The organism is Alkalihalobacillus phoenicis (genome assembly GCF_047302405.1).
Taxonomy (GTDB): Bacteria; Bacillota; Bacilli; order Bacillales; family Bacillaceae_D; genus Alkalihalobacillus.
The window spans coordinates 2,741,295-2,760,926 of record NZ_CP154853.1; the positions used below are offsets into that span (position 1 = coordinate 2,741,295).

The window sequence follows — 19,632 nt, forward strand, 5'->3', positions numbered from 1 at the left end:
TAACCCTTCTGCTTGCTTATTTAATCCCCGTCATCGAAATACCTTGGATAAAGTATCGCTGTAAGAAAATGAACATAATAATAAGTGGCAATGTCGCCATTGTAGCTCCTGCCATTAATAACGGAAAGTTTGTAACATGTTGTCCTTGTAACGTAGCCATCGCTACCGACAATACTCTCATATTATTAGAACTGGTCATGATTAACGGCCACAGTAAATCATTCCACGATGCTTGAACAGTAAATATAGTTAAGGCAACAAGTCCTGGGCCTGATAATGGTAAGAATATTCTCCAGTAAATCCCAAAATAAGAGCAGCCATCAATTTTTGCAGCATCTTCTAACTCTTTCGGAATGGTCATGAAAAATTGCCTTAATAGGAATGTACCAAAAGCGCTAAAGAAACCAGGAACAATTAACACATAAAACGTGTCCAACCAATTTAACATCCTCATCAAGCCATAGCTTGGAATCATAATAATTTGAATCGGGACCATTAAAACAGACAGTGTTAAGAGGAAAAGTACATTTTTAAAAGGAAAATCTAACCTTGCAAAGGCGTATGCAGCCATTGAACACAAAATTAACTGTCCAAGGGTTCGACCTACAACGACAAGGGTCGTGTTTATGTACGCTTTCGCAAAATTGATCGTCTCGGTCACATCAATATAATTCCCCCATTGCAGTACAGCGGGAAACCAGACAGGTGGCACTTGCATCGATTCAGTAAATGTTTTTAGTGATGTACTAACCATCCACAAAAACGGAACAATAACAACAGCAATTCCTACAATAAGACAAAGGTGGATGAAAAACTTTTGCTTTCCTGAAATCGGCATATTCGTAACCTCCCTCCTTTTAATTATAATGAACCCATTTTTTTTGCATTTTCATTTGGATGATCGTTACGAGCAAAATAAAAATAAATAGAATAAGTGATTGTGCTGAAGCATACCCCAACTCAAAATTTGTAAATCCTACTTCATAGATGCTATATACCATTGTTCTCGTTGCATCCAAAACGGATCCGCTCCGTGGACTCATGACAAAGATGTAATCGAACACTTGAAATGAATTAATAATCCCAATAACGGAAGCGAAGAATATACTAGGTGTAAGTAAAGGGAGTGTTATCGTAAAAAACTTACGAATAGAACTTGCCCCATCAAGATCAGCGGCTTCATAGTAGGTTTGTGGAATCCCTTGAAGACCTGCCATCAACAACACGATGTTAAATCCTACACCAGACCAAATGGCAACAAGCATAATCGATAGTAGAACCGTTCTTTCATCTTGTAACCAAGAAACACCAGGTAGATTAACCAGTTTTAAAATATAATTAATGATCCCGTAATCTGTGTTGTATAGCCACCTCCACAACATCGCTACAGCTACTGGCATTGTGATAACAGGTAGAAAATAAATCGTTCGATAAAAAGAAACACCTTTAATTTTCTGATTCAGCAAGACAGCTATCACTGTTGCAATCGAAATGGAAACAGGAACGGTAACAAAGGTGTAGAGTACGGTATTCCAAATTGAACGAATAAATTTTTCATCCTGGAAAAGTCGTGTGAAATTTTCCAACCCATTAAATATCGGTGTACTCAATCCATCCCATGATGTAAAGCCTAGTCCAAGTGCAACAATCGTCGGCAACGTATAGAAAATCAATAAACCTATGAGAGTAGGGCCAATAAAAAACCATGCCCAATAAGTTTCTTCACGCTTTCTTTTTGAGGTACCTTTGTGCTTTGTTGTAGAAGAACTCAACAATATCACCTCCATTTTTCTTATAGAAGAGGTGCACGATTAAGCCGGCAACCTCTTCGAAAAACTACAAATGCCATCATTTCTTATCTCTAAACGTAGGAGATGTAAATTTTCTTATCCATTCAACAATTCCTGATTAGTCAATTTACTGTTCGTCTGCTAAAATTCGATTCATCTCATCGGCGATTTTCTGGCCTGCTTCTTCGACAGTCTGCTGCCTATTAAAAAAGTTGGTCATTTCATCAAATTCAACGGTTTGCCAACTAGCTGTCTCAATAGAAATTGGATATGGTGCTCCAAATTCCATGCTATCTACAATTGCTTGGAAATCAAGTGGTAATGACTCAAATAAAGCCCCCTCTGTTCCACTGTAAGTCGGAGTAGCAAGTCCAGATTTCCCTAGTTCTAGATTGGATTCTTCATCTGTTAAATACTTAATCAAAGCCCAAGCTTCATCTGGATGGTCCGTGTTGGAATTCATGACAAAACTTAAACCATGGACAACGGACGCTTTTCCAGCAGGTCCAGCAGGAAGTTGGGCAATTCCTAAATCATCCCCTAACATCTCATACAACGCTGGAGTATGGACATCAATAGCTGGCATCATGGCAACCATTCCCGATCCCATAAATTGATTCGGCACTGTCTCGGCTTGTTGTTGCATTGTTGGAGAGACTTCTTCCTCATACATCATATCGTACAAAAATTGTAACCCTTGTTGCGTTTCTGGCAAATCAAACCCAGATTCTGTCCCTTCTTCATTGATGATATATCCACCCGCTTGGTAAATAAAATTATAGTAACCGTTTTGAGGTTCTGTATTTGCCAGGAATCCATACTGTTTACCATTGTCTGTTTCCTTGGTCAGTTTCTTTGCATTTTCTCTAATATCATCCCATGTCCAGGTGTCATCAGGATAGTCAAGTCCAGCTTCATCAAATAACCTTTTATTATAGAAAAACACCGTTACACTTAGAAAATGTGGGATTCCATATTGTTCGTCATTAAATGTGTACATATCAATTACACTGTCATCGTATTGACTAGTATCCATTCCATCATTTTCAACATAAGAATCCAAACTGCTAAGAAGATTATTCATAGCGAACTTTTGAAAGTTTGGTCCATTCATCCAAAGAACATCTGGGCCACTTCCACCTGCAATACTCGTTCGGATTTGATCCCAATACCGTGCCCATGGGGTATTCGTAACATTCACTTGGATATGAGGATAATCTTCATTTAATCTTTCGATAGACTGTTCTAATAAAGGATCGAACGTTTGATCCCATACCGCTAATTCAAGTGTGACAGTCCCTTGTTCATTCGTAGCACTTCCGCCACTGGAAGAACAGGCAGTTAAAATAGAGATGACTAAAAAGAGAACCACAACAAAAGCAGAAAGACTTTTACATTTTTGCATTTAAATGACCTCCTAATGAATTGTAATCTATTTAAATACTAGTGAAGCTGCTCCTAAAACCCCAGATTTTGTCGGCAATGTTCCAAAGGAGATATGAAGATCATTCTTTGGATATCTTTTAGTTATCTCTTGTTGCATTGGTTCAAGTAAATAAGTACCAGCACGACTCAATCCACCACCAATAATAATATTTTTAGAGCCAAATAAATGAATGCAGTTAACGATCGATATCCCTAACCATTCACCCGCTTCCCGAAACAGCTGTAAGGAGTAGCTATCACCTTTACAGGCTGCCTCATGTATGTGATGAGCCTCTAATCGTCCGTTAATTTCTGCATATTGCTTCAGTATCGTCTTTGTCTCTCCCATGTCATTTCTAGCTCGTTCAATTAAAGCGGAAGCAGAAACATATTTCTCGAGACATCCTTGATTTCCACATATGCATTTTTTCCCGTTTGGTATAATACTCATATGCCCTAAATTGATCGTTTCTACTTTTGTCCCATTAGAGAAACCCTTTATGACATGGCTAGCACCAAGACCTGTTCCAATACAAATAAATAAATAATCTGCCATGTCTGCTGCAGAATAATTCTGTTCTCCTAATGCTCCTGCTACAGAGTCACTAACTAAACTCACATCTAGGTTTAAATAATGTTCCATATTTTTCACTAATTGTATATTTTCCCATCCTAAGTTGACAGCATTTGCAACAACTCCTCTCTCAATATCAAGTATCCCAGGGCTCGCTACACCTACTCCTGTTAATCGATCATCAATACCATTGCTATGAATAAACTGTTTGACAGTTTTACAAATCCATTCTATATCTGCTGAATGATAAACGTTTCTTTTTAATAAAAGTGACTGAAACTCAACTAGTTCACCCGCACTAGTTACAAGTCCCATTTTTATATTGGTTCCTCCAATGTCCACGCCAATCGCTAGTTTACTGGTTTGTATCATGTCTCCTCCCCCTATCTACCTTTTCACAGTAAAATGTGATCTTTAATATTTTTATCCTATCCATTTTAGTTTGTTGCTTTCCGAAATAAACTAACAAAATCGTATCATTTTAAGAATTTTCTGTCAATAACTTATTATCAGAAAATTTAGATTTCATGTATTTATGTTGAAAATAGGCTAAAATAAAAGTACCTTAGCTCCTCTCAACATATAAAGGGGTAGTTCAAAAAGGACTGTTTTCACCTTTTTGGACTACCCCAAAACAAATATACAGATGTGCACCTTCTTCCACTCGATAATAGTCTTCCTTTGAGTTTTTTATAGTGAAATTACTTTATTAAATTCACTAGATTTATAAGCAGTCAAAGCAACCTCCATGGACTTTAACCCATCATACCCTGTTATAGAAGGCTTCCTTCCTTCTTCTATACAATTAACAAAATCTTTAATTAAACCAAAATCCATATTCCTCCCATAAAAGACATGACTTAATGACTTCTCTCCGTTTGAAAACAATCGAAAATGCTCACTAAAAGCATCCGCCTTTACGGTTTGCTTTGTGCCTATTACTTCAATCGTTGCATCTCCAAAAGTCGGATATTGAGGAAATCTGGACCAACTTGAATCATGTGTGGCAATAACACCATTTTCAAATTCTAGAGTCAGAATTCCCGCATCATCAATATCGATATCATGAAAATATGAATCGACGACTGCATATACTTCAGTCACTTCTTTTCCTAAATACCATCGCATAATATCAACCATATGCACTGTATGATCTAATACAGCACCACCTCCTGATTGTGCCTTTTCAATAAACCACCCACCCGGATTTTGTCCACGGTTCGTTGTACGGAAGGCGACAATCTCACCTAGTTCCCCATTATCTATCCTTTGTTTTAGTTGTTGAATTGGTGAACTAAACCGGACTGGATAGGCTATCTGTAAAATCACATCATGCTCTTCACAAACTTGAATCATCGTTTTAGCATCTTCAACCGTTGTTGCTATTGGTTTTTCGCACAATATATGCTTGTTAGCTTTCGCGGCATTTAGAACCATTTCTTTATGACGGACATTTTCACTACATATAATGACAGCATCCATTTCCTCTTCTAAAAAAATCTTCTGATCACAAAAGTGCTTCGTTTGATACTGTTTGGCTGCTTCTTCCCCTCTTTTTACATCATCATCAAAGATCCCTACTAACTCTACATTTGATAGCTTCATCAAACTGTTTGCATAGCTATGTGCATGCATATGGGCGAAACTCATCATTCCAATCTTCACGATTGTTCCCTCCCTATTATCACCCTACTAAAGTACTCAAGACGATTCATTAATTTCTGATCGACTTTATGGGCAGAAGCTAATATAGCGGAAAGATTATATTGAGGAAGTGACGTTTCCAAATTAGTTGTCATCTCTATGCTATTAAATTCAATGATTGTTTTGATGCCATTCCATTCAAACTCAATAAACTCACGATCATCAGTAGTAAATGTACATTCGACATGGGCCATCGAGCCTCCTTTGAAGCTGATTGTAACGATTACATGATAAGGTGTGACAGCAGAATTTGTTCGCTTCACTTGGATGTCTTTGGGCTCACCTAATAACGATGCTAAAACATACAAATCTCCAATAAGTAAATGAACGCCTTCATTTTTGTTAGCTTTTCTTTTAAAACGAAAGATACCTTTTTGTTGGTTAGCAAGCATCTCTTTTAATTTTTGAAAAAAAGGATACTGTTCTAAATCAAAGTATACATTTAGCCCTTCTGCTACTTTCAAACCTTGAAGAGCTTTTGATGAAACGAAGACGTCCTTACTTTTTAATAAATATGCATCAATGTTCAATCCATCCACTACATATGTTTCATTCACTACGGTCATTTGATTATTTAATTGAACCATGTTTCCTGTTTCAGACATTGTTTGTAGATGGAGTTTCTTTTCATTAATAAAGACGATATTTCGCATTGCTTTCCTCCCATTCCAGCCATGCCGAGGTAATTCAATGTTTCTACAAATCTTTTAATACGAGAATCCTATTTTACAATTCTACTTCCTTACCAGTTTTGGCAGATTCATAAACGGCATTTAACATTTTCATGACTTGGATACCATCAGCTAAAGGAGCGATCGTTTCTTTCCCATCTATACAGCAGTCTACAAAATGATTGATTTCATTCGTGAACGCTTTCGTAAAGTCAAAGCCTAATTGGTCCATTTGCGGTGTAATATTTAAGATCGTGTTATTTTTTTCTGATACTAACGATAATTCGGGTTCGATTTCAGCACCGCCTTTATCTCCAAAAAATTGAACATTGATTTCGTCTTTTTGGCTATGCAGTGTAAAACTTACATCGACAAAAAGAGACGCACCATTTTCAAAACGAATGAAAGCATTTGTTAAATCTTCAACATCATTTAATGCCGGATCATAATCTGCCGCTTTATAATAGGACAAATGTTCAATGTGGCTGCGATTTCCCAGCTTAAAATAAGTATTCCCACTTACTGATACTGGATTTGGTTTACCCATCAAGTACCAACAAATATCAATCATATGAACACCTAAATCAATTAATGGTCCACCTCCTGATTTTGATAGATCGCTAAACCACCCACCTGGATTTCCAAGTCTTCTTAAACACGATGCTTTGGCATAATAAATCTCTCCAAGTTCCCCACTTTCTATAAATGTTTTTAAAAGCTTTGCATTATCCGCATGTCGTCTTACAAATCCAACTTGTAATACTTTCTTAGCCTTTTCTGCTGCTTGTTGTATCGCGAAAGCTTCATCTACTGTCATACTTAATGGTTTCTCTACTAAAACATGTTTCCCCGCTTCTAATGCTGCTATAGCAATTTCAGCGTGTGAATTGTTCCATGTACAAATGCTAACAGCGTCAAGCTCCTTACTTTGCAATAGTTCACGATAATCACTATACAATCGGCTTACATGATACAGCATACCTTTCTCAGCTAGACGCTTTTCATTAATGTCACACAATGCTACCAATTCCACCCTTTCATTTTCTAAATACGGCTTAAGATGAGAATGGGAAATAGATCCTACACCAATCACCCCTACTTTTAACATACGATAAGCTCACCCCTAGTACTTGATTTCTTTTAACTCCTACTTACATCGTTATATAATTTTTAATTGAAATTAAAAGTTCAAAAAGGTTGTCTCAAAAGTTCAATAGGAGCTTTTAAGACAACCTCGAGTCAAATGTCGAACCACTTTTTGTTATACAATTTTAGAACAACACTTGCGTCCTTTTCCAGCCAATAAATAGTGTTCATTTAATCGCCCATCCAATTTTTTCTTGAATTTCAAAATATCTATCAACAAATTAAATACCAATAATCACCACCTGTGCATCACTAATAATATTAGCTGATTATCTAAACCTATGACAAATATGAAAAGAAATGATAATTATGTTCTATCTATTCTATTATTATTCTGACTACAGGGTGTTTCTCCTAAACTGAAGGTTTACTCGAATACACTAAAGGATTTAAAGACGTAGAAGCCAAATCACCTGGTTTTAACCCTGGTAAACATACATCCAAATTCGTTTGCCGCTCTTTACTGCCAATTTCCGTTACATGTGCTCCGTCTGCATAATAAATAATCGCCATTGTTTTACGCATTCTATTTGTTGGATTGTGAGGAGCACTATGCAAAGTCCAGCCACTATGGAATGTTGCATCTCCTGCAGCCATTGCTCCATAAGTAATTGGTTCTAACTTTTGTTTTTCAATATATTGATCAAATAAATTATGAGATTCGTCTGATATCTTTAAAAGGTTCTGACTTAAATCTCCTGTTGTATGAGAATTAGAAATAAAAGACATCGTTCCCATCTCTTCAGAAATCTCATCAAGTGGCATCCACATTGTAATTGTCTTATCTGTCTCTAATGGCCAATAAATCTGGTCCTGATGCCATGGTGTATGACCACCACCAGGTTCTTTGAAAAGGGCTTGATCGTGGAAAATGCGTACTCCCTCTACCCCCATTAGATCTGCAGCTATTTTAGCAAACCGACGAGCCAAGACAAATCTACGTACTTGTTCACTCTTTTCCCGCAATTGTCCAATTTGAATAAATGCCTTCCCGTAAGTATCGCGTTCATTTAAAGGCTTAGTCTGATAGTTTAACCTTTCAACTTCATCATTGATAATTTTATGAAAAATATCAATTTCCTCTTGTTTTGCTACCGCATTAAGACGTATATGCCCACTTTCACGGTAATTAGAGATATTTTCCTCTGTAAGATTATATTCACTCTGTAATTCTGGCAAGGTTTTATGACTTTCTAACATCGCTATCCCTCTTTCTTTTTTTTTATTTTTCTTAATATTTACTTTAACTTAAATTTAGATAAGAATCATTGTTCATATTGACTGACCTCTTTGTCAAAAACAACTGCATTCATCACTCATAAATCCGTCACCAAATGTATAGACGCTATAATTATACAGTGTTTAAAGAAACCAAAGGGGGGACTTCTTATTAAGCACCCTCCTTTATCTTCAATCCTAAATAAAAAGTGGAGCGTCCTCCTTTATCAAGAGAGGACGCTCCACTTTTTATTATTGATTTTCTTTACACTCACTCAAACTTATTAATTATCCTTTTTTTAATTTAAAAATTTTACTGCTACTTACACTTAATTTAATGAGGTAACATTTATCTAAAAGTTATATTCGGCTTCTCTTGCTTTACGAATACTGGAATAAGTTTTTGTTAAAATTATTGTATCTTCAATCAAACGATTAAGTCGGACTATCACATCTTCATTGATAATTTTTTTTCTATAAAAATCATTTTCTTCAATAAATACATATGATTGAACAATTTGAGCCTTCATATATGCCAAAACCATCTTCAATTGTTGTTCGGCAACCAAATAATGCTTTGACGTACCAGCAGTAACAAACATACCTACTACTTTATCAAGAAATGCATTAGCTGGTAACAAGTCAAATATATTTTTCAATGTTGCAGGAATAGATGCCTGAAAAATCGGTGTCCCAATAATTACCGCATCTGCCTCCATAATCTTTTTTGTGACGTAACCTGTATCACCTTCATATTCTAAATAATCTCGTCCATCACTAAACTGAATGTCATAGTCCGCCAGATCTAGTAGTGTAAACTCTATATCCCGATAATTCTCCGAAATCTCTTTAGATAAGTAATTCATCGCATTACGTGTTTTAGACCCTACGATAGAACCTGCCAAACCAACTATTTTCAATTTTTACTCCTCCTCTTTCTTTATTAACTCCACCTTATGATTAAATCATTGTCCTTAATTACTCCAAGCAACCTCTAACTAATCGCACAACAAATTAATAACTGAAGTAACATTAAGTAACATTTTTCAGTTACACAACATGTGTTGCATTCATAATATATCAAGCGAGGACTAACATCACAACCAACAAAAAGTACTTATTATCTTCTAAACAACATATCTGCAAAAATGTATAACACTTTTACATCCACGGTTCATTGGTTGTATACGAAAAAAATAAGAGCCCCTTCCAATATAGATGTGAACGATATAGAAGCAATCTGTGCTTGGTCTAAAAGCCTTCCAGATTGCTTGGATTCAACATAATAAATAGATTTCATTATAAAACCGCCCTCTCTATTGTCCAAAACGGCTTCATTAGTTTTTTACAACTCTTATAAAAAATAAAAAAGGAATATAGAGATAAATAAAATAAAACCCTATATTTGAGACTAGCTCACTTGTCGCTTCAATTTTTATATGATTGTCTATAAGAATCGAACCAAACAATAAAACAACTAAAGAGATCATTAATGTAATTCTCGGTTTTATATTAAATGCCTTTTTATTCATTCTACAAATACTCCATAATGGCACACAAATGGTTGGAATGATCACGATTAACCAACAAAAAATAAATATATACTCAAATCTTTCAATAAAGGGAAGATCGAAAATTTTTATCATTTCAAGAGTAGGCCATCTATAATGAATGATTTGCTCCAAACTAAAGTAAGTAAGACTCACGATTGCAACGATTGTGTAAAGGCTAGTTGTATAAATTAAACCTGCATTAGCCCACTTCTTTGAACGATCCCCGTTTTTCAAAAAAGGAAAGTAGACCAATAACGATTCAAATCCTATAAAGATCAGACTTGAGTCTTTAGATGATTGAAGAAATTCAAAAAAGGAAAGATTAAATACCGGTAAAATATTATTAAAATTCGACATTCGTAAAGGAAAATATAAACTAAACATCAATAATAAAAGAGGAATAAAAAATGCTAAAAAACTAACTCCTGTTATAACCCTAAAACCCCCAGAAACGATATAGTAAATGAGCAATAATATACAAATGGCTAACTCCCAAATACTTATTGTTGGGAATGCCCAAACTTGAACAATATTTATATAGCTACGCAAGACAACAAACGATAACGAGAGAAAGTAGATCGACAATAATACAGTGCTCACTTTAGTAATGAAGGTTCCAAAAACAGCTTTATGAAAAGAAATGATGTCATTCGTCTCACCTTCTAATATTTTATAAATCATCCACAAAATAAGATGTAGACTTAAGCCCGTAATTAAGACACTTAGCCATCCATCATGCCGAGCATTTGTCACGATTAAACTCTGATAACTTAATAACCCTACACCAACCTGAGAGGTGGTAATCATAAAAAACAGAAAAAAATTGGATACACGATAATTAACTTTTGTTTCATTATCCATTACTTTCTTACTCCCGTATTCACGATATTGACTTCTGCATTCACACGAAATGTTAAATTGGGGTAAACTTGCTCATAAAACTCGTTATGATCCCAAGTTCTTTGAGTGGCTCTAAATAATTCTCCGTTACCTACTGGGTCAACCTCTTCTTTTTTCAACTTATTTAAAAGAGACACTAGTTCACTTTCTAAATGAGTTTCAATTTCTGCGGTTATACGGTTATTTACCACTTCCATAGCTATATTAGGGACTTGTTCTTTTAAAAGCACTTTAATCTTAATGTTAAAAATGACTTCCGGATTGATATTAGAATCCTTCACCGTCGTATTCCTTTTAACATTTTCAATCTTTATGAGAATATCTTTATTATCATTTGTGCTAAACTCATAATCAGCACTGTTCCCTCTAAAATCATCAACTAAAATTTTTAATAAAAGAGTCTCGGTCTCATTTAATCGTAATATTAATTTATCATTTTTAAAAACCCCTACCGTCTTTACTTGAAACACTCTTTCATTTATTATTTCCATTATTGGCATGTAAATATCTTGCCCTTTACTGTAATGTTGATACGTAACAGTATGTAGATTTGAAAATGGTATTTTTCCAAATCTCATATTTTGCTCCAATATAGACGATAAGTAATACGGAGGATAATTCATACCTTTTTCCAAAAAGCTCCTCGCTCGTTGGTTAGAGATAACTAAGCGCGAATTAGTTCCAATACTAGGCTCACTATTGAAATTAATTAATAAATCTTGAATCCCACTTTCTGCAAACTGTTCACTTATAACAATCGAACTTAATTGCATAATATCGACGATGTCAGTTGCTTGACTTGTAAAGGAAGAAAGAATCCCCATAGCAGTACTGGACTCTGCTGTAAACAAATATTCTGGCAATGAATCATCAATCGAATCTTCATAAATGACATAAGAGCCCGTACCAATAATTTGCTCATCTTCTAAGTCATATCCTATACTTTGAATTATTTTCACATCGTCGATGATCCTGGCTCTTGTGCAACCACTTATCAAAATGAGTACCGCTATAAAAAGGATTAAAGGTCTAATGGCTCTGCCTCTATTCATTATTGAAGTCATCTCCAATATCTTTACGCTTATTCGCTGCTTGAAATCTCGAACTGATTAACGGCCTAAATATGGAACGTCTCTTATTAATGTGTTCTAATGATAACCTAAAAAAACCATCTACAAACTCACCGTAACGGAATGGGAATAATGGTGCAAAATAGGGCATGCCAAGTGACTTCAGTCGAAGTATATGTGTATATAATATAACCATCCCTGCAACTAAACCTAATCCTCCCCACAGTGCCGCTAAAAGAATTAACGGGAATCTTAAAAAGCGTATCGTGTTAGACATTTTGAAAGCTGGAGTGGTAAAGGACGCCAAAGCAGAGAAGGTAACAATGATTAACAGAATATTACTTGTGATCGCCGCTTGAACAGCCGCTTGTCCAATGACAATCCCACCAACAACCCCTAACGTTTGTCCTACCTTAGTAGGCAAACGAGCTCCTGCTTCACGTAATAATTCAATAATAAGTTCTAAAATGAGTGCTTCAATTAATGGTGGAAAAGGAACATTTGCTCTCGAATCAATGATAGGACCAAGTAAATCTTTTGGAATAACCGCCATATGATATGTTAAAACAGCAACGTAAGTAGGAGTAGCTACGATAGAAAATAATACGCCTAAAAAGCGTATCATCCGAAAAAAAGAGCCTAACAACCATGGTAAGAGATAATCTTCTGGAGAAACAAAAAAGTCGAAAATAGAAGTAGGACCATTGATTACATATGGAGAACCGTCACATATTATAGATAATTGCCCATTAGTTAAGCCGTATATTGTACGGTCCACCCTCTCAGTCGTCAATAGTAGTGGAAAGGGAGAATTAGAATTATCAGAAATAACTTGTTCTAGCAAAGAGCTGTCAATAATCACGTCATAATCTAAGTCCTTAATTCGCTGTCTAGCGGTATTTAAATGTTGAGGATTTATTATTCCTTCGATATACGCTAAGACTACTCTTGTGTTTCCTGTTGTTCCAACAACCATTTCTTCAAAACGCAGATTAGAGTTCCTTAAACCTTTTCTTAATAATTGAATATTTATATCGATGTTTTCTACAAATCCCACTTTAGCCCCAATTACACTATACTCATTTTCCGCATCATTTTGTTCTCGAAATCCTTTATTATCAGTTGTCGAGTTTATAATCAACCCCTGATTGCTAATATTCTTAAAATATAAAACAATGCTACCCTGTAATAGCTTTTGGGTCATTTTCTCCATGTCAAAGGTCAATTCTGCATTTTTAATCGGTAAGATTTGTAGGATATCTTCTATATATGAAATGTTCTCAAGATGATTAATAATAGGTTTAGAGATGTACTCTTGTATTATTTTTTCATCAACAAGCGTATTGAAATAAATAATATTTAGCGATAATTCCTCACTAATAATCCATTTTGAAAAATCACTAGACTTCGAACAATGAGATATTAATTCCTCGATATTGTCAAATTGTTGTACCGGATTTATTTGATTAGACACTTTATCTTTTGCTTCCTTTCCATTGTGAAAAAGACTACATCCGTATCATGACCTAGAGTTAAAAAAATATACATTTCCACAAAAGTATCTAGAAAATACAAACTTGATTTCGACTGTTAAACAATTAACCTCTCTCATCTCCGCTCACTTTTTCTTAAGATTAACGTTCCTAATACCAATGTCTAGGACTGCTTAACTGTCCCGTAGTCCCAACAAAAAAGAGTATGAAATATGTTACTATTCCACACTCTTATTCAGAGCTCTATTGTATTTTCCCCAAATCAAAAAGGCATAACAGAGATTTTAATCTTAATTTATCTAAACACTTTTAGAACCTTTTTTAAGCACTACGTAAATAGTGTAGGAATAGGTATTCTAAATTAAAATGTCTGTGCAACTGTTTCAGCTTTATTCATTCCTTCTTTGATGATTTCTTTTGCTTTGTCTGGGTATTGATTGTGACCTTCTACAATAACGGTTTTAATATCTTGTACCCCCCAAAAGTTTAAAACTGTTTTCAAATAATTCACAGACATTTCTGCCGATTTGGCTGGTCCTTCAGAATAGATCCCCCCTCTTGCATTTAACAACACCACCTTTTTATCAGAAAGTAATCCAACCGGACCTTCTGCTGTATAACTAAAAGTTTTTCCTACTTGTCCTATATAATCTAAATAAGTATGCAATGCTGCAGGAATGGTAAAATTCCACAGAGGGAAGGCGAAAACAATTTTATCAACCTCTAAGAATTGATTTAAGTATTTATTTACTAAATCAGTTCCTTTCTTTTCAGCTGGAGTTAATTCTAGGTTTTTAGCTAATTTAAACATCCCATTAATTTTATCTGTATCATAATAAGGTAAATTTTCTTTGAAAATATCCAATTCAATCACATTATCCTCTGGATGAGATTCTTTATAGCTTTCTAAAAATGATTGATATAATTGAACACTAACAGATTGCTCAATAGGTCTAGAGTTGGCTTTAATAAATAATACGCTTGTCATTTTTATAAACTCCTTTATTTGAAAAAGTTTTTATATAATTTGGTTAAGGTTAAAAAACATATTTCTTCGGTACTATCATCAAGTAGTCAATCTCCTTTTTCTCTTTTCACCTCCGGGTAAACAGTGTTTATAGACATCTAACGCTTAAACAACATTAGTTGCATAAACTATGATAAAATAAAATAATTAAAGCAACAATCATCAGAATTAGTGAAGTGTTGTCAAAACAACACTTCTTCATAATTGTTCTTTTTATAAACAAGTTGAGGTGAATTAAATGAGCACAAAAAAAGTGGATCCACGAGTAACACGTACAAGACAACTTCTTCAAGAGGCTTTTACAACATTAATTCGGGAAAAGGATTTTAAAGCGATAACAGTACGAGATATTACCGAGAAGGCAACTGTTAACCGTGCAACGTTTTATGCACATTTTACAGATAAATACGAATTATTGGACTCTACCATAACTGATACATTTAGAAATACCCTTAGACAAAAAATAAATTGTCATAAGGCCATCAATCAAGAGACCCTTACGAAAATCGTTATGGTAATGTGCGAATATCAAAAAAATTTAACAACTCTGTGTTCAAGTAGATATCAATCTTTGGAACCTGTAATTGAAAATAATATTATCGAAGAACTACAAACTTTAATTTTTCATATCCTTCTAGAAACAAAAAAACAAACAACTTTATCAGTTGATGATGAATCCCTAAAAGCAATATCAATGATGCTAAGCTGGAGTATTTATGGTGCTGCTTACTCTTGGAATAAAGAAGGAAGGAATTTATCAGTTGAGGATTTCGGTGCTAAAATCACACCTATTATCATGAATGGTGTAGAATCAATTATGGAGAAATAACGATGTAAAGATAACAAAAAGACCGTCCTCCCTTTCACAAATGAAAGAGAGGACGTGTGCTTTAATATTTTGCTCATAACTTTTATTATTTAATGAGATAATGTTTTTTTATCGATTTCCTTTTGAACAATCGGTGCTACTTTATTCGCAAGTAAATCAATAGCTTTTTCTACTTGTACCAATGGTTGATCGGCCAAATCTATTTGCCCCATAAATCGAGAATGTCCGTATAATTCATGTTGATATAATATTTTTTCAGCAAGTTCATCTGGACTACCGACCGCTAAAATATCTCCTGTCGAACGTTGTTTTGTTAGTTGTTCTTCTGTTGTAAAGAAATTGCGCCCACGCTCCTTCATAAAGTAACCGAGATATTGATTATAATGTGGCAAAAATTCTTTTACGGCTTTTTCTCCTGTTTCAGCTACATAAGCATGCCCGGTGACAGCTACCTTTAATTTTGATAAATCATGACCCGCTTCCTTGGCAGATTGCCAGTATAAATCTGTGAGATGCTTTACAGATTCAGCTTGTCCACTTAACAAAGCAAGTGCCATATTCAATCCAAGCTTTCCTGCTCGTATTGCACTTGAAGGCGTACCACCAACACCAACCCAAACTGGTATGTTCTTCTGAATTGGCCTCGGGGCAATTTGGGCATTTTGAAGTGCCGGTCGAAACTCCCCTTCCCAATTAATGAGTTCCTTCTCTTGCAATTGCATAAATAACTTCAACTTTTCCTCAAACAAAGCATCATAATTATTTATATCCGCTCCAAAGAGAGAAAAAGATTCTAAAAAAGCTCCACGTCCTAAAATGATTTCACTACGTCCATTTGAAAGTAAATCAAGAGTTGCAAAATCTTCATATACCCTCACTGGATCAGCGGTACTTATAACTGAAAGTGCACTTGTTAGCTTAATCTTTTCTGTTTCACGTGCAATGGCTGATAAAATCATTGCATATGATGATGTTACGAAATCCAACCGGTGATGCTCTCCAATTCCAAAAACATCAAGTCCTGCTTGATCGGCCATTTTAGCAATGTTAATCATACCCTCAACCCGTTCCTTAGCTGTGGTACTTTTTCCATTCACACCTGGAATTCGATCCCCTAAAGAATAAACACCAAATTCAAAATTACTCATTATATATACATCCTCCCTTGATTAATTCATCGTTTTTAATTACTCCATGCAACCAATTGCACAGAAATTCAATAACTGAAACCACTCATTAAGCAACATATTTTGTTTAGCTAACATATGTTGCATTCATAATATATCAAGTGAGGACTAGCATCACAACCAACAAAAAATAATCTTTATCTTCTAAACAACAGAACTACAAAAATGTATAGAAATTAAAAATTATTAAAGTTAAAACAATTTAATACTTAATCAAACCAACTTATCTCAACTGCAGTCTATTCAATAACACACTTACAGCAGTATAGCCATGTTTATGTAGGTAATTCTATTATTTAAGGTTCGTCGTATAGAAGTTGGTTTGACGGCCCGTTTCTCTTATAACGTTTGGAGTTTTTTCCTGTCACTTTACCACTCTTGAAGTTTTATTTTCACACGTGCAGAGCACGTGGTTTTAAACCCATATAATAAAAATCAGAACAAAGGGTAATCCCTTTGTTCTGATTTAGTTATTGCTTCAATTTTCTTCTTGTATTTAAGATTAAAGATGAACCGACTAGTAATAACATCACGCCTTCCCCCATCCACTAATTAGCTGTCACGTTAAATCGAGCAAAATCAGCGATTCCATTAGAGTTACGTAACCCTACCCTTCCATGAGTAAAGGCATATGGTGATGTATCCTCATACACAATTTTAGGACTATCCATATCATTAACGAATACTTGGATCTCTCCGCCATTTACTACTACTTTCATCTGATGAAAAATCCCCTCTGGCAATTCGGCCGATACAGACGCTAAATTTTCCCATCCATAATTTTGTTTTCCTAAATGCACCCCGTCTGCATTAATAAATGCATAATAACCTTGAAGGAAATCTCCATTATTTTGATTACGCTCTGCTCCGTTCGCTGCATTCATTCCTCGTACAAGAATCCCTGCATCTCCATCCGTATTGTTCAAGCTTACATCTACTTCAACTGTATAATCTGTCCAACCTGCCTTTCCAACTAAAGCTTTTGAAAAGTTACGCTCACTTGGCTGAAAGATCCCACCTCTCGCTGACCAATATCCTTCATACATCATCCATTCATTCTCTAAACCTTCTGTAAAATTTTCAGTTATTTGTTCAACCGTATCAGCCTCATAAAAAGTCATAGCTGCTAAATGAACTTCTCCTTGTACTAACTCTACTTTCAATTCCTGTTGCCCCTCTGACAACTCCAGATCTTTGACGGTTATCGTTCGCCAGCTTTGGGCTCCTCCTCCTGTATTAGAAAGAGAAATCGTACCCGAGATATCTTGATCAGCTTGCCATATTCTTAATTCAGTATCTTCATCTTCAGTAGCGAATCGCAAATCAAGATGGTACGTTCCTTCTTTAGAAACATTTGCAAGATAAGCTAACCATTCTTCCTGTTGCTTTAAACTCACACTATAACCACCATCTTCACTTTCTTGGATAGCAACCGCATCATAACGATACTCCCCATTTTTATTCTCTTCGTTCAGAACATGATAACCTTCTCCTTGACCACCACTTTTATAATGAATCGCTTGAACTGTGCCCGGTAGAGGTTTATACACATCCCATACACTGCTTCCATTCACATCATTACTAAAGGCAATGTAACCGAAATCCACTTGAACATCTTCAGTCATATAACCAATTTTCCCACCATCTAGAGCAGCAGTTAAACTCAATTGATGCATACCATCCACATAGATTTCGAAAGAATCCGAAGACTTTTCTACTCTTATTTGGTGAAGCTTTGTAAAGTCAAACTCTTCCGGTAGTTCAGATGAAAACCAATCCGAATTTTGTCCATCAACAGTAAAGCGAGCAAGGAGAGCATGATCACTCGGACTGAATAATGCGACTCCATAATTATTCTCATTTTGATAGGAAAATACAGCACCATATAATTGACTAGAACTTCCTAAACTCTCGTTCACCATTTTCCCATGAAATTCTGCTGTATAATCATTTGCTGTTGCTTCTTTTATTACTTGTTTATGCCATTCCGTCGAACCCGTTGCTGTCTGTCTCAAGTAGGTTTGATTTTCAATCCCCCATTCCCCACCATTGATATCCTCCCAACTATTACCTAGTTTCCCCCTATTAAAACGCTCTTCAAAAACAGGTGATGCAGGCCCTTGTTGTTCGGTAAAAGTAGGTCCAAGTACGAGCATTTTGTCGCCATTCCAGGCAATTCGATCAATATTCATATGGCGTAACGGACCTACAATACCCGGCCCTTCTAAGTTGTGATAAATGATATAATCCTCATCTAGATTCGGACCCTTTACTACACTGTTATGTCCTAAACCGACATTAGAACCTTCTGTATTTATAATAATAGGGTTTTGGTCCGAAAGCTGATATCCTTCAATTGGATGCTCACTAACTGCGTAATCAATCCGGTAAGCATCACTAAATACATGATTTCCGGTATATGTCATATAGTACTTCCCATTTCTTTTAAAAATGGTCGAACCCTCTGTCCATCCGTCCATATAAGCATCAGTTAAAATACTTGTGCCTATTGTTAATGGGTCACTCATCGGGGCCACTTCAATTCCGTCAGTTCCTGCATGCGAAAAATACATGGAACCATCATCATCAATAAAGACACTGCCATCAATTGATTTCCCTAAATTTTGTGAAGCTAAATGAAACGGCCCGGTCGGACTCTCACTTTTCAATATATAATGACCTTGCCCAGCTGGAGAAGTGTACATATAAAAATATCCATTCCAATAGATCACTTCCGGTGCATATGCTGCCCTCGTTTCAGGTTCTTCTGTCACAAGCCCTTCATATTGCCAATCAACTAAATTCATAGAACTCCATGCCTTGACACCAATATCGGTATCTCTCGTACTAACATACAAATAGTACATTCCATTATGTTTCATAACGAACGGATCCCCTAATCCATATTCCTCCCATTCGTCTTCTAAAGCAATTGGATTTTGATATCGCACTTCTTTTTCATCCTCCGTTCCATTACACGAACTCAAAAAACTAACGATTAAAAATAATGTAATTGTCATTAGCCTTATACGCAATGAACTCCAC

The 19,632-nt window shown here is 35.5% G+C and carries 16 protein-coding genes; 1 reads left to right on the forward strand and 15 read right to left on the reverse strand.

Going from position 1 to position 19,632, the window contains the following annotated elements; all coding sequences use genetic code 11:
• Nucleotides 1-16: 16 nt before the first annotated feature.
• The 13 genes from AA0017_RS13060 to AA0017_RS13120 form a co-directional block, all read right to left on the reverse strand.
• Nucleotides 17-838 carry a carbohydrate ABC transporter permease gene (locus AA0017_RS13060; RefSeq protein WP_413375010.1) on the reverse strand — a complete coding sequence of 274 codons (822 nt, stop codon included), beginning with the start codon at nt 836-838 and terminating at the stop codon, nt 17-19.
• A gap of 19 nt (nt 839-857) precedes the next feature.
• On the reverse strand, nt 858-1,772 hold the full coding sequence (locus AA0017_RS13065; RefSeq protein WP_413375012.1) for a carbohydrate ABC transporter permease: 915 nt from the start codon (nt 1,770-1,772) through the stop codon (nt 858-860).
• A gap of 145 nt (nt 1,773-1,917) precedes the next feature.
• Nucleotides 1,918-3,195, reverse strand: a complete 1,278-nt coding sequence (locus tag AA0017_RS13070) for an ABC transporter substrate-binding protein (protein WP_413375014.1) — start codon at nt 3,193-3,195, stop codon at nt 1,918-1,920.
• Nucleotides 3,196-3,222: 27 nt separating this feature from the next.
• A complete protein-coding gene (locus AA0017_RS13075; RefSeq protein ID WP_413375015.1) occupies nt 3,223-4,161 on the reverse strand; it encodes an ROK family protein in 939 nt (312 codons plus the stop codon).
• A 318-nt stretch (nt 4,162-4,479) separates the two neighbouring features.
• On the reverse strand, nt 4,480-5,454 hold the full coding sequence (locus AA0017_RS13080; RefSeq protein ID WP_413375018.1) for a Gfo/Idh/MocA family protein: 975 nt from the start codon (nt 5,452-5,454) through the stop codon (nt 4,480-4,482).
• Nucleotides 5,451-6,146, reverse strand: coding sequence for a hypothetical protein (locus AA0017_RS13085; RefSeq protein ID WP_413375020.1), 696 nt, complete (start codon nt 6,144-6,146; stop codon nt 5,451-5,453). Before AA0017_RS13085 ends, AA0017_RS13080 begins: the two co-directional genes overlap by 4 nt.
• 73 nt (nt 6,147-6,219) lie before the next feature.
• The gene (locus tag AA0017_RS13090) at nt 6,220-7,272 is read right to left on the reverse strand and encodes a Gfo/Idh/MocA family protein (protein ID WP_413375022.1); all 1,053 of its coding nucleotides are present in this window, start codon (nt 7,270-7,272) and stop codon (nt 6,220-6,222) included.
• Nucleotides 7,273-7,664: 392 nt separating this feature from the next.
• Nucleotides 7,665-8,510 carry a phytanoyl-CoA dioxygenase family protein gene (locus tag AA0017_RS13095; protein ID WP_413375024.1) on the reverse strand — a complete coding sequence of 282 codons (846 nt, stop codon included), beginning with the start codon at nt 8,508-8,510 and terminating at the stop codon, nt 7,665-7,667.
• Between the two features lie 371 nt (nt 8,511-8,881).
• Nucleotides 8,882-9,448, reverse strand: a complete 567-nt coding sequence (locus tag AA0017_RS13100; protein ID WP_413375026.1) for an NADPH-dependent FMN reductase — start codon at nt 9,446-9,448, stop codon at nt 8,882-8,884.
• A 417-nt stretch (nt 9,449-9,865) separates the two neighbouring features.
• Nucleotides 9,866-10,942, reverse strand: a complete 1,077-nt coding sequence (locus AA0017_RS13105; RefSeq protein WP_413375028.1) for a GerAB/ArcD/ProY family transporter — start codon at nt 10,940-10,942, stop codon at nt 9,866-9,868.
• The gene (locus AA0017_RS13110; RefSeq protein WP_413375030.1) at nt 10,942-12,045 is read right to left on the reverse strand and encodes a Ger(x)C family spore germination protein; all 1,104 of its coding nucleotides are present in this window, start codon (nt 12,043-12,045) and stop codon (nt 10,942-10,944) included. The genes AA0017_RS13105 and AA0017_RS13110 overlap by 1 nt, the downstream gene beginning before the upstream one ends.
• Nucleotides 12,026-13,525: a spore germination protein gene (locus AA0017_RS13115; protein ID WP_413375032.1), complete on the reverse strand. Its 1,500-nt coding sequence runs from the start codon at nt 13,523-13,525 to the stop codon at nt 12,026-12,028. Before AA0017_RS13115 ends, AA0017_RS13110 begins: the two co-directional genes overlap by 20 nt.
• Before the next feature lie 380 nt (nt 13,526-13,905).
• Complete coding sequence (locus AA0017_RS13120) at nt 13,906-14,532, reverse strand: FMN-dependent NADH-azoreductase (protein ID WP_413375034.1); 627 nt, start codon at nt 14,530-14,532, stop codon at nt 13,906-13,908.
• Nucleotides 14,533-14,809: 277 nt separating this feature from the next.
• Here AA0017_RS13120 and AA0017_RS13125 point away from each other — a divergent pair, with 277 nt between their 5' ends.
• Nucleotides 14,810-15,400 (forward strand): TetR/AcrR family transcriptional regulator, encoded by a 591-nt coding sequence (locus tag AA0017_RS13125; RefSeq protein WP_413375036.1) that lies wholly within the window; start codon nt 14,810-14,812, stop codon nt 15,398-15,400.
• A gap of 89 nt (nt 15,401-15,489) precedes the next feature.
• Here AA0017_RS13125 and AA0017_RS13130 read toward each other — a convergent pair whose 3' ends face one another.
• Together AA0017_RS13130 and AA0017_RS13135 are read right to left on the reverse strand one after the other, a co-directional pair.
• Nucleotides 15,490-16,548 carry an LLM class flavin-dependent oxidoreductase gene (locus AA0017_RS13130; RefSeq protein ID WP_413375037.1) on the reverse strand — a complete coding sequence of 353 codons (1,059 nt, stop codon included), beginning with the start codon at nt 16,546-16,548 and terminating at the stop codon, nt 15,490-15,492.
• A gap of 587 nt (nt 16,549-17,135) precedes the next feature.
• Nucleotides 17,136-19,622: a family 43 glycosylhydrolase gene (locus AA0017_RS13135; RefSeq protein ID WP_413375039.1), complete on the reverse strand. Its 2,487-nt coding sequence runs from the start codon at nt 19,620-19,622 to the stop codon at nt 17,136-17,138.
• Nucleotides 19,623-19,632 lie beyond the last annotated feature (10 nt).

Bases quoted from the DNA above. Each gene is read 5' to 3' on its own strand.
- AA0017_RS13060 (WP_413375010.1), bottom strand. From the start codon at position 838: ATGCCGATTTCAGGAAAGCAAAAGTTTTTCATCCACCTTTGTCTTATT.
- AA0017_RS13070 (WP_413375014.1), bottom strand. From the start codon at position 3,195: ATGCAAAAATGTAAAAGTCTTTCTGCTTTTGTTGTGGTTCTCTTTTTA.
- AA0017_RS13075 (WP_413375015.1), bottom strand. From the start codon at position 4,161: ATGATACAAACCAGTAAACTAGCGATTGGCGTGGACATTGGAGGAACC.
- AA0017_RS13085 (WP_413375020.1), bottom strand. From the start codon at position 6,146: ATGCGAAATATCGTCTTTATTAATGAAAAGAAACTCCATCTACAAACA.
- AA0017_RS13090 (WP_413375022.1), bottom strand. From the start codon at position 7,272: ATGTTAAAAGTAGGGGTGATTGGTGTAGGATCTATTTCCCATTCTCAT.
- AA0017_RS13095 (WP_413375024.1), bottom strand. From the start codon at position 8,510: ATGTTAGAAAGTCATAAAACCTTGCCAGAATTACAGAGTGAATATAAT.
- AA0017_RS13105 (WP_413375028.1), bottom strand. From the start codon at position 10,942: ATGGATAATGAAACAAAAGTTAATTATCGTGTATCCAATTTTTTTCTG.
- AA0017_RS13110 (WP_413375030.1), bottom strand. From the start codon at position 12,045: ATGACTTCAATAATGAATAGAGGCAGAGCCATTAGACCTTTAATCCTT.
- AA0017_RS13120 (WP_413375034.1), bottom strand. From the start codon at position 14,532: ATGACAAGCGTATTATTTATTAAAGCCAACTCTAGACCTATTGAGCAA.
- AA0017_RS13125 (WP_413375036.1), top strand. From the start codon at position 14,810: ATGAGCACAAAAAAAGTGGATCCACGAGTAACACGTACAAGACAACTT.
- AA0017_RS13130 (WP_413375037.1), bottom strand. From the start codon at position 16,548: ATGAGTAATTTTGAATTTGGTGTTTATTCTTTAGGGGATCGAATTCCA.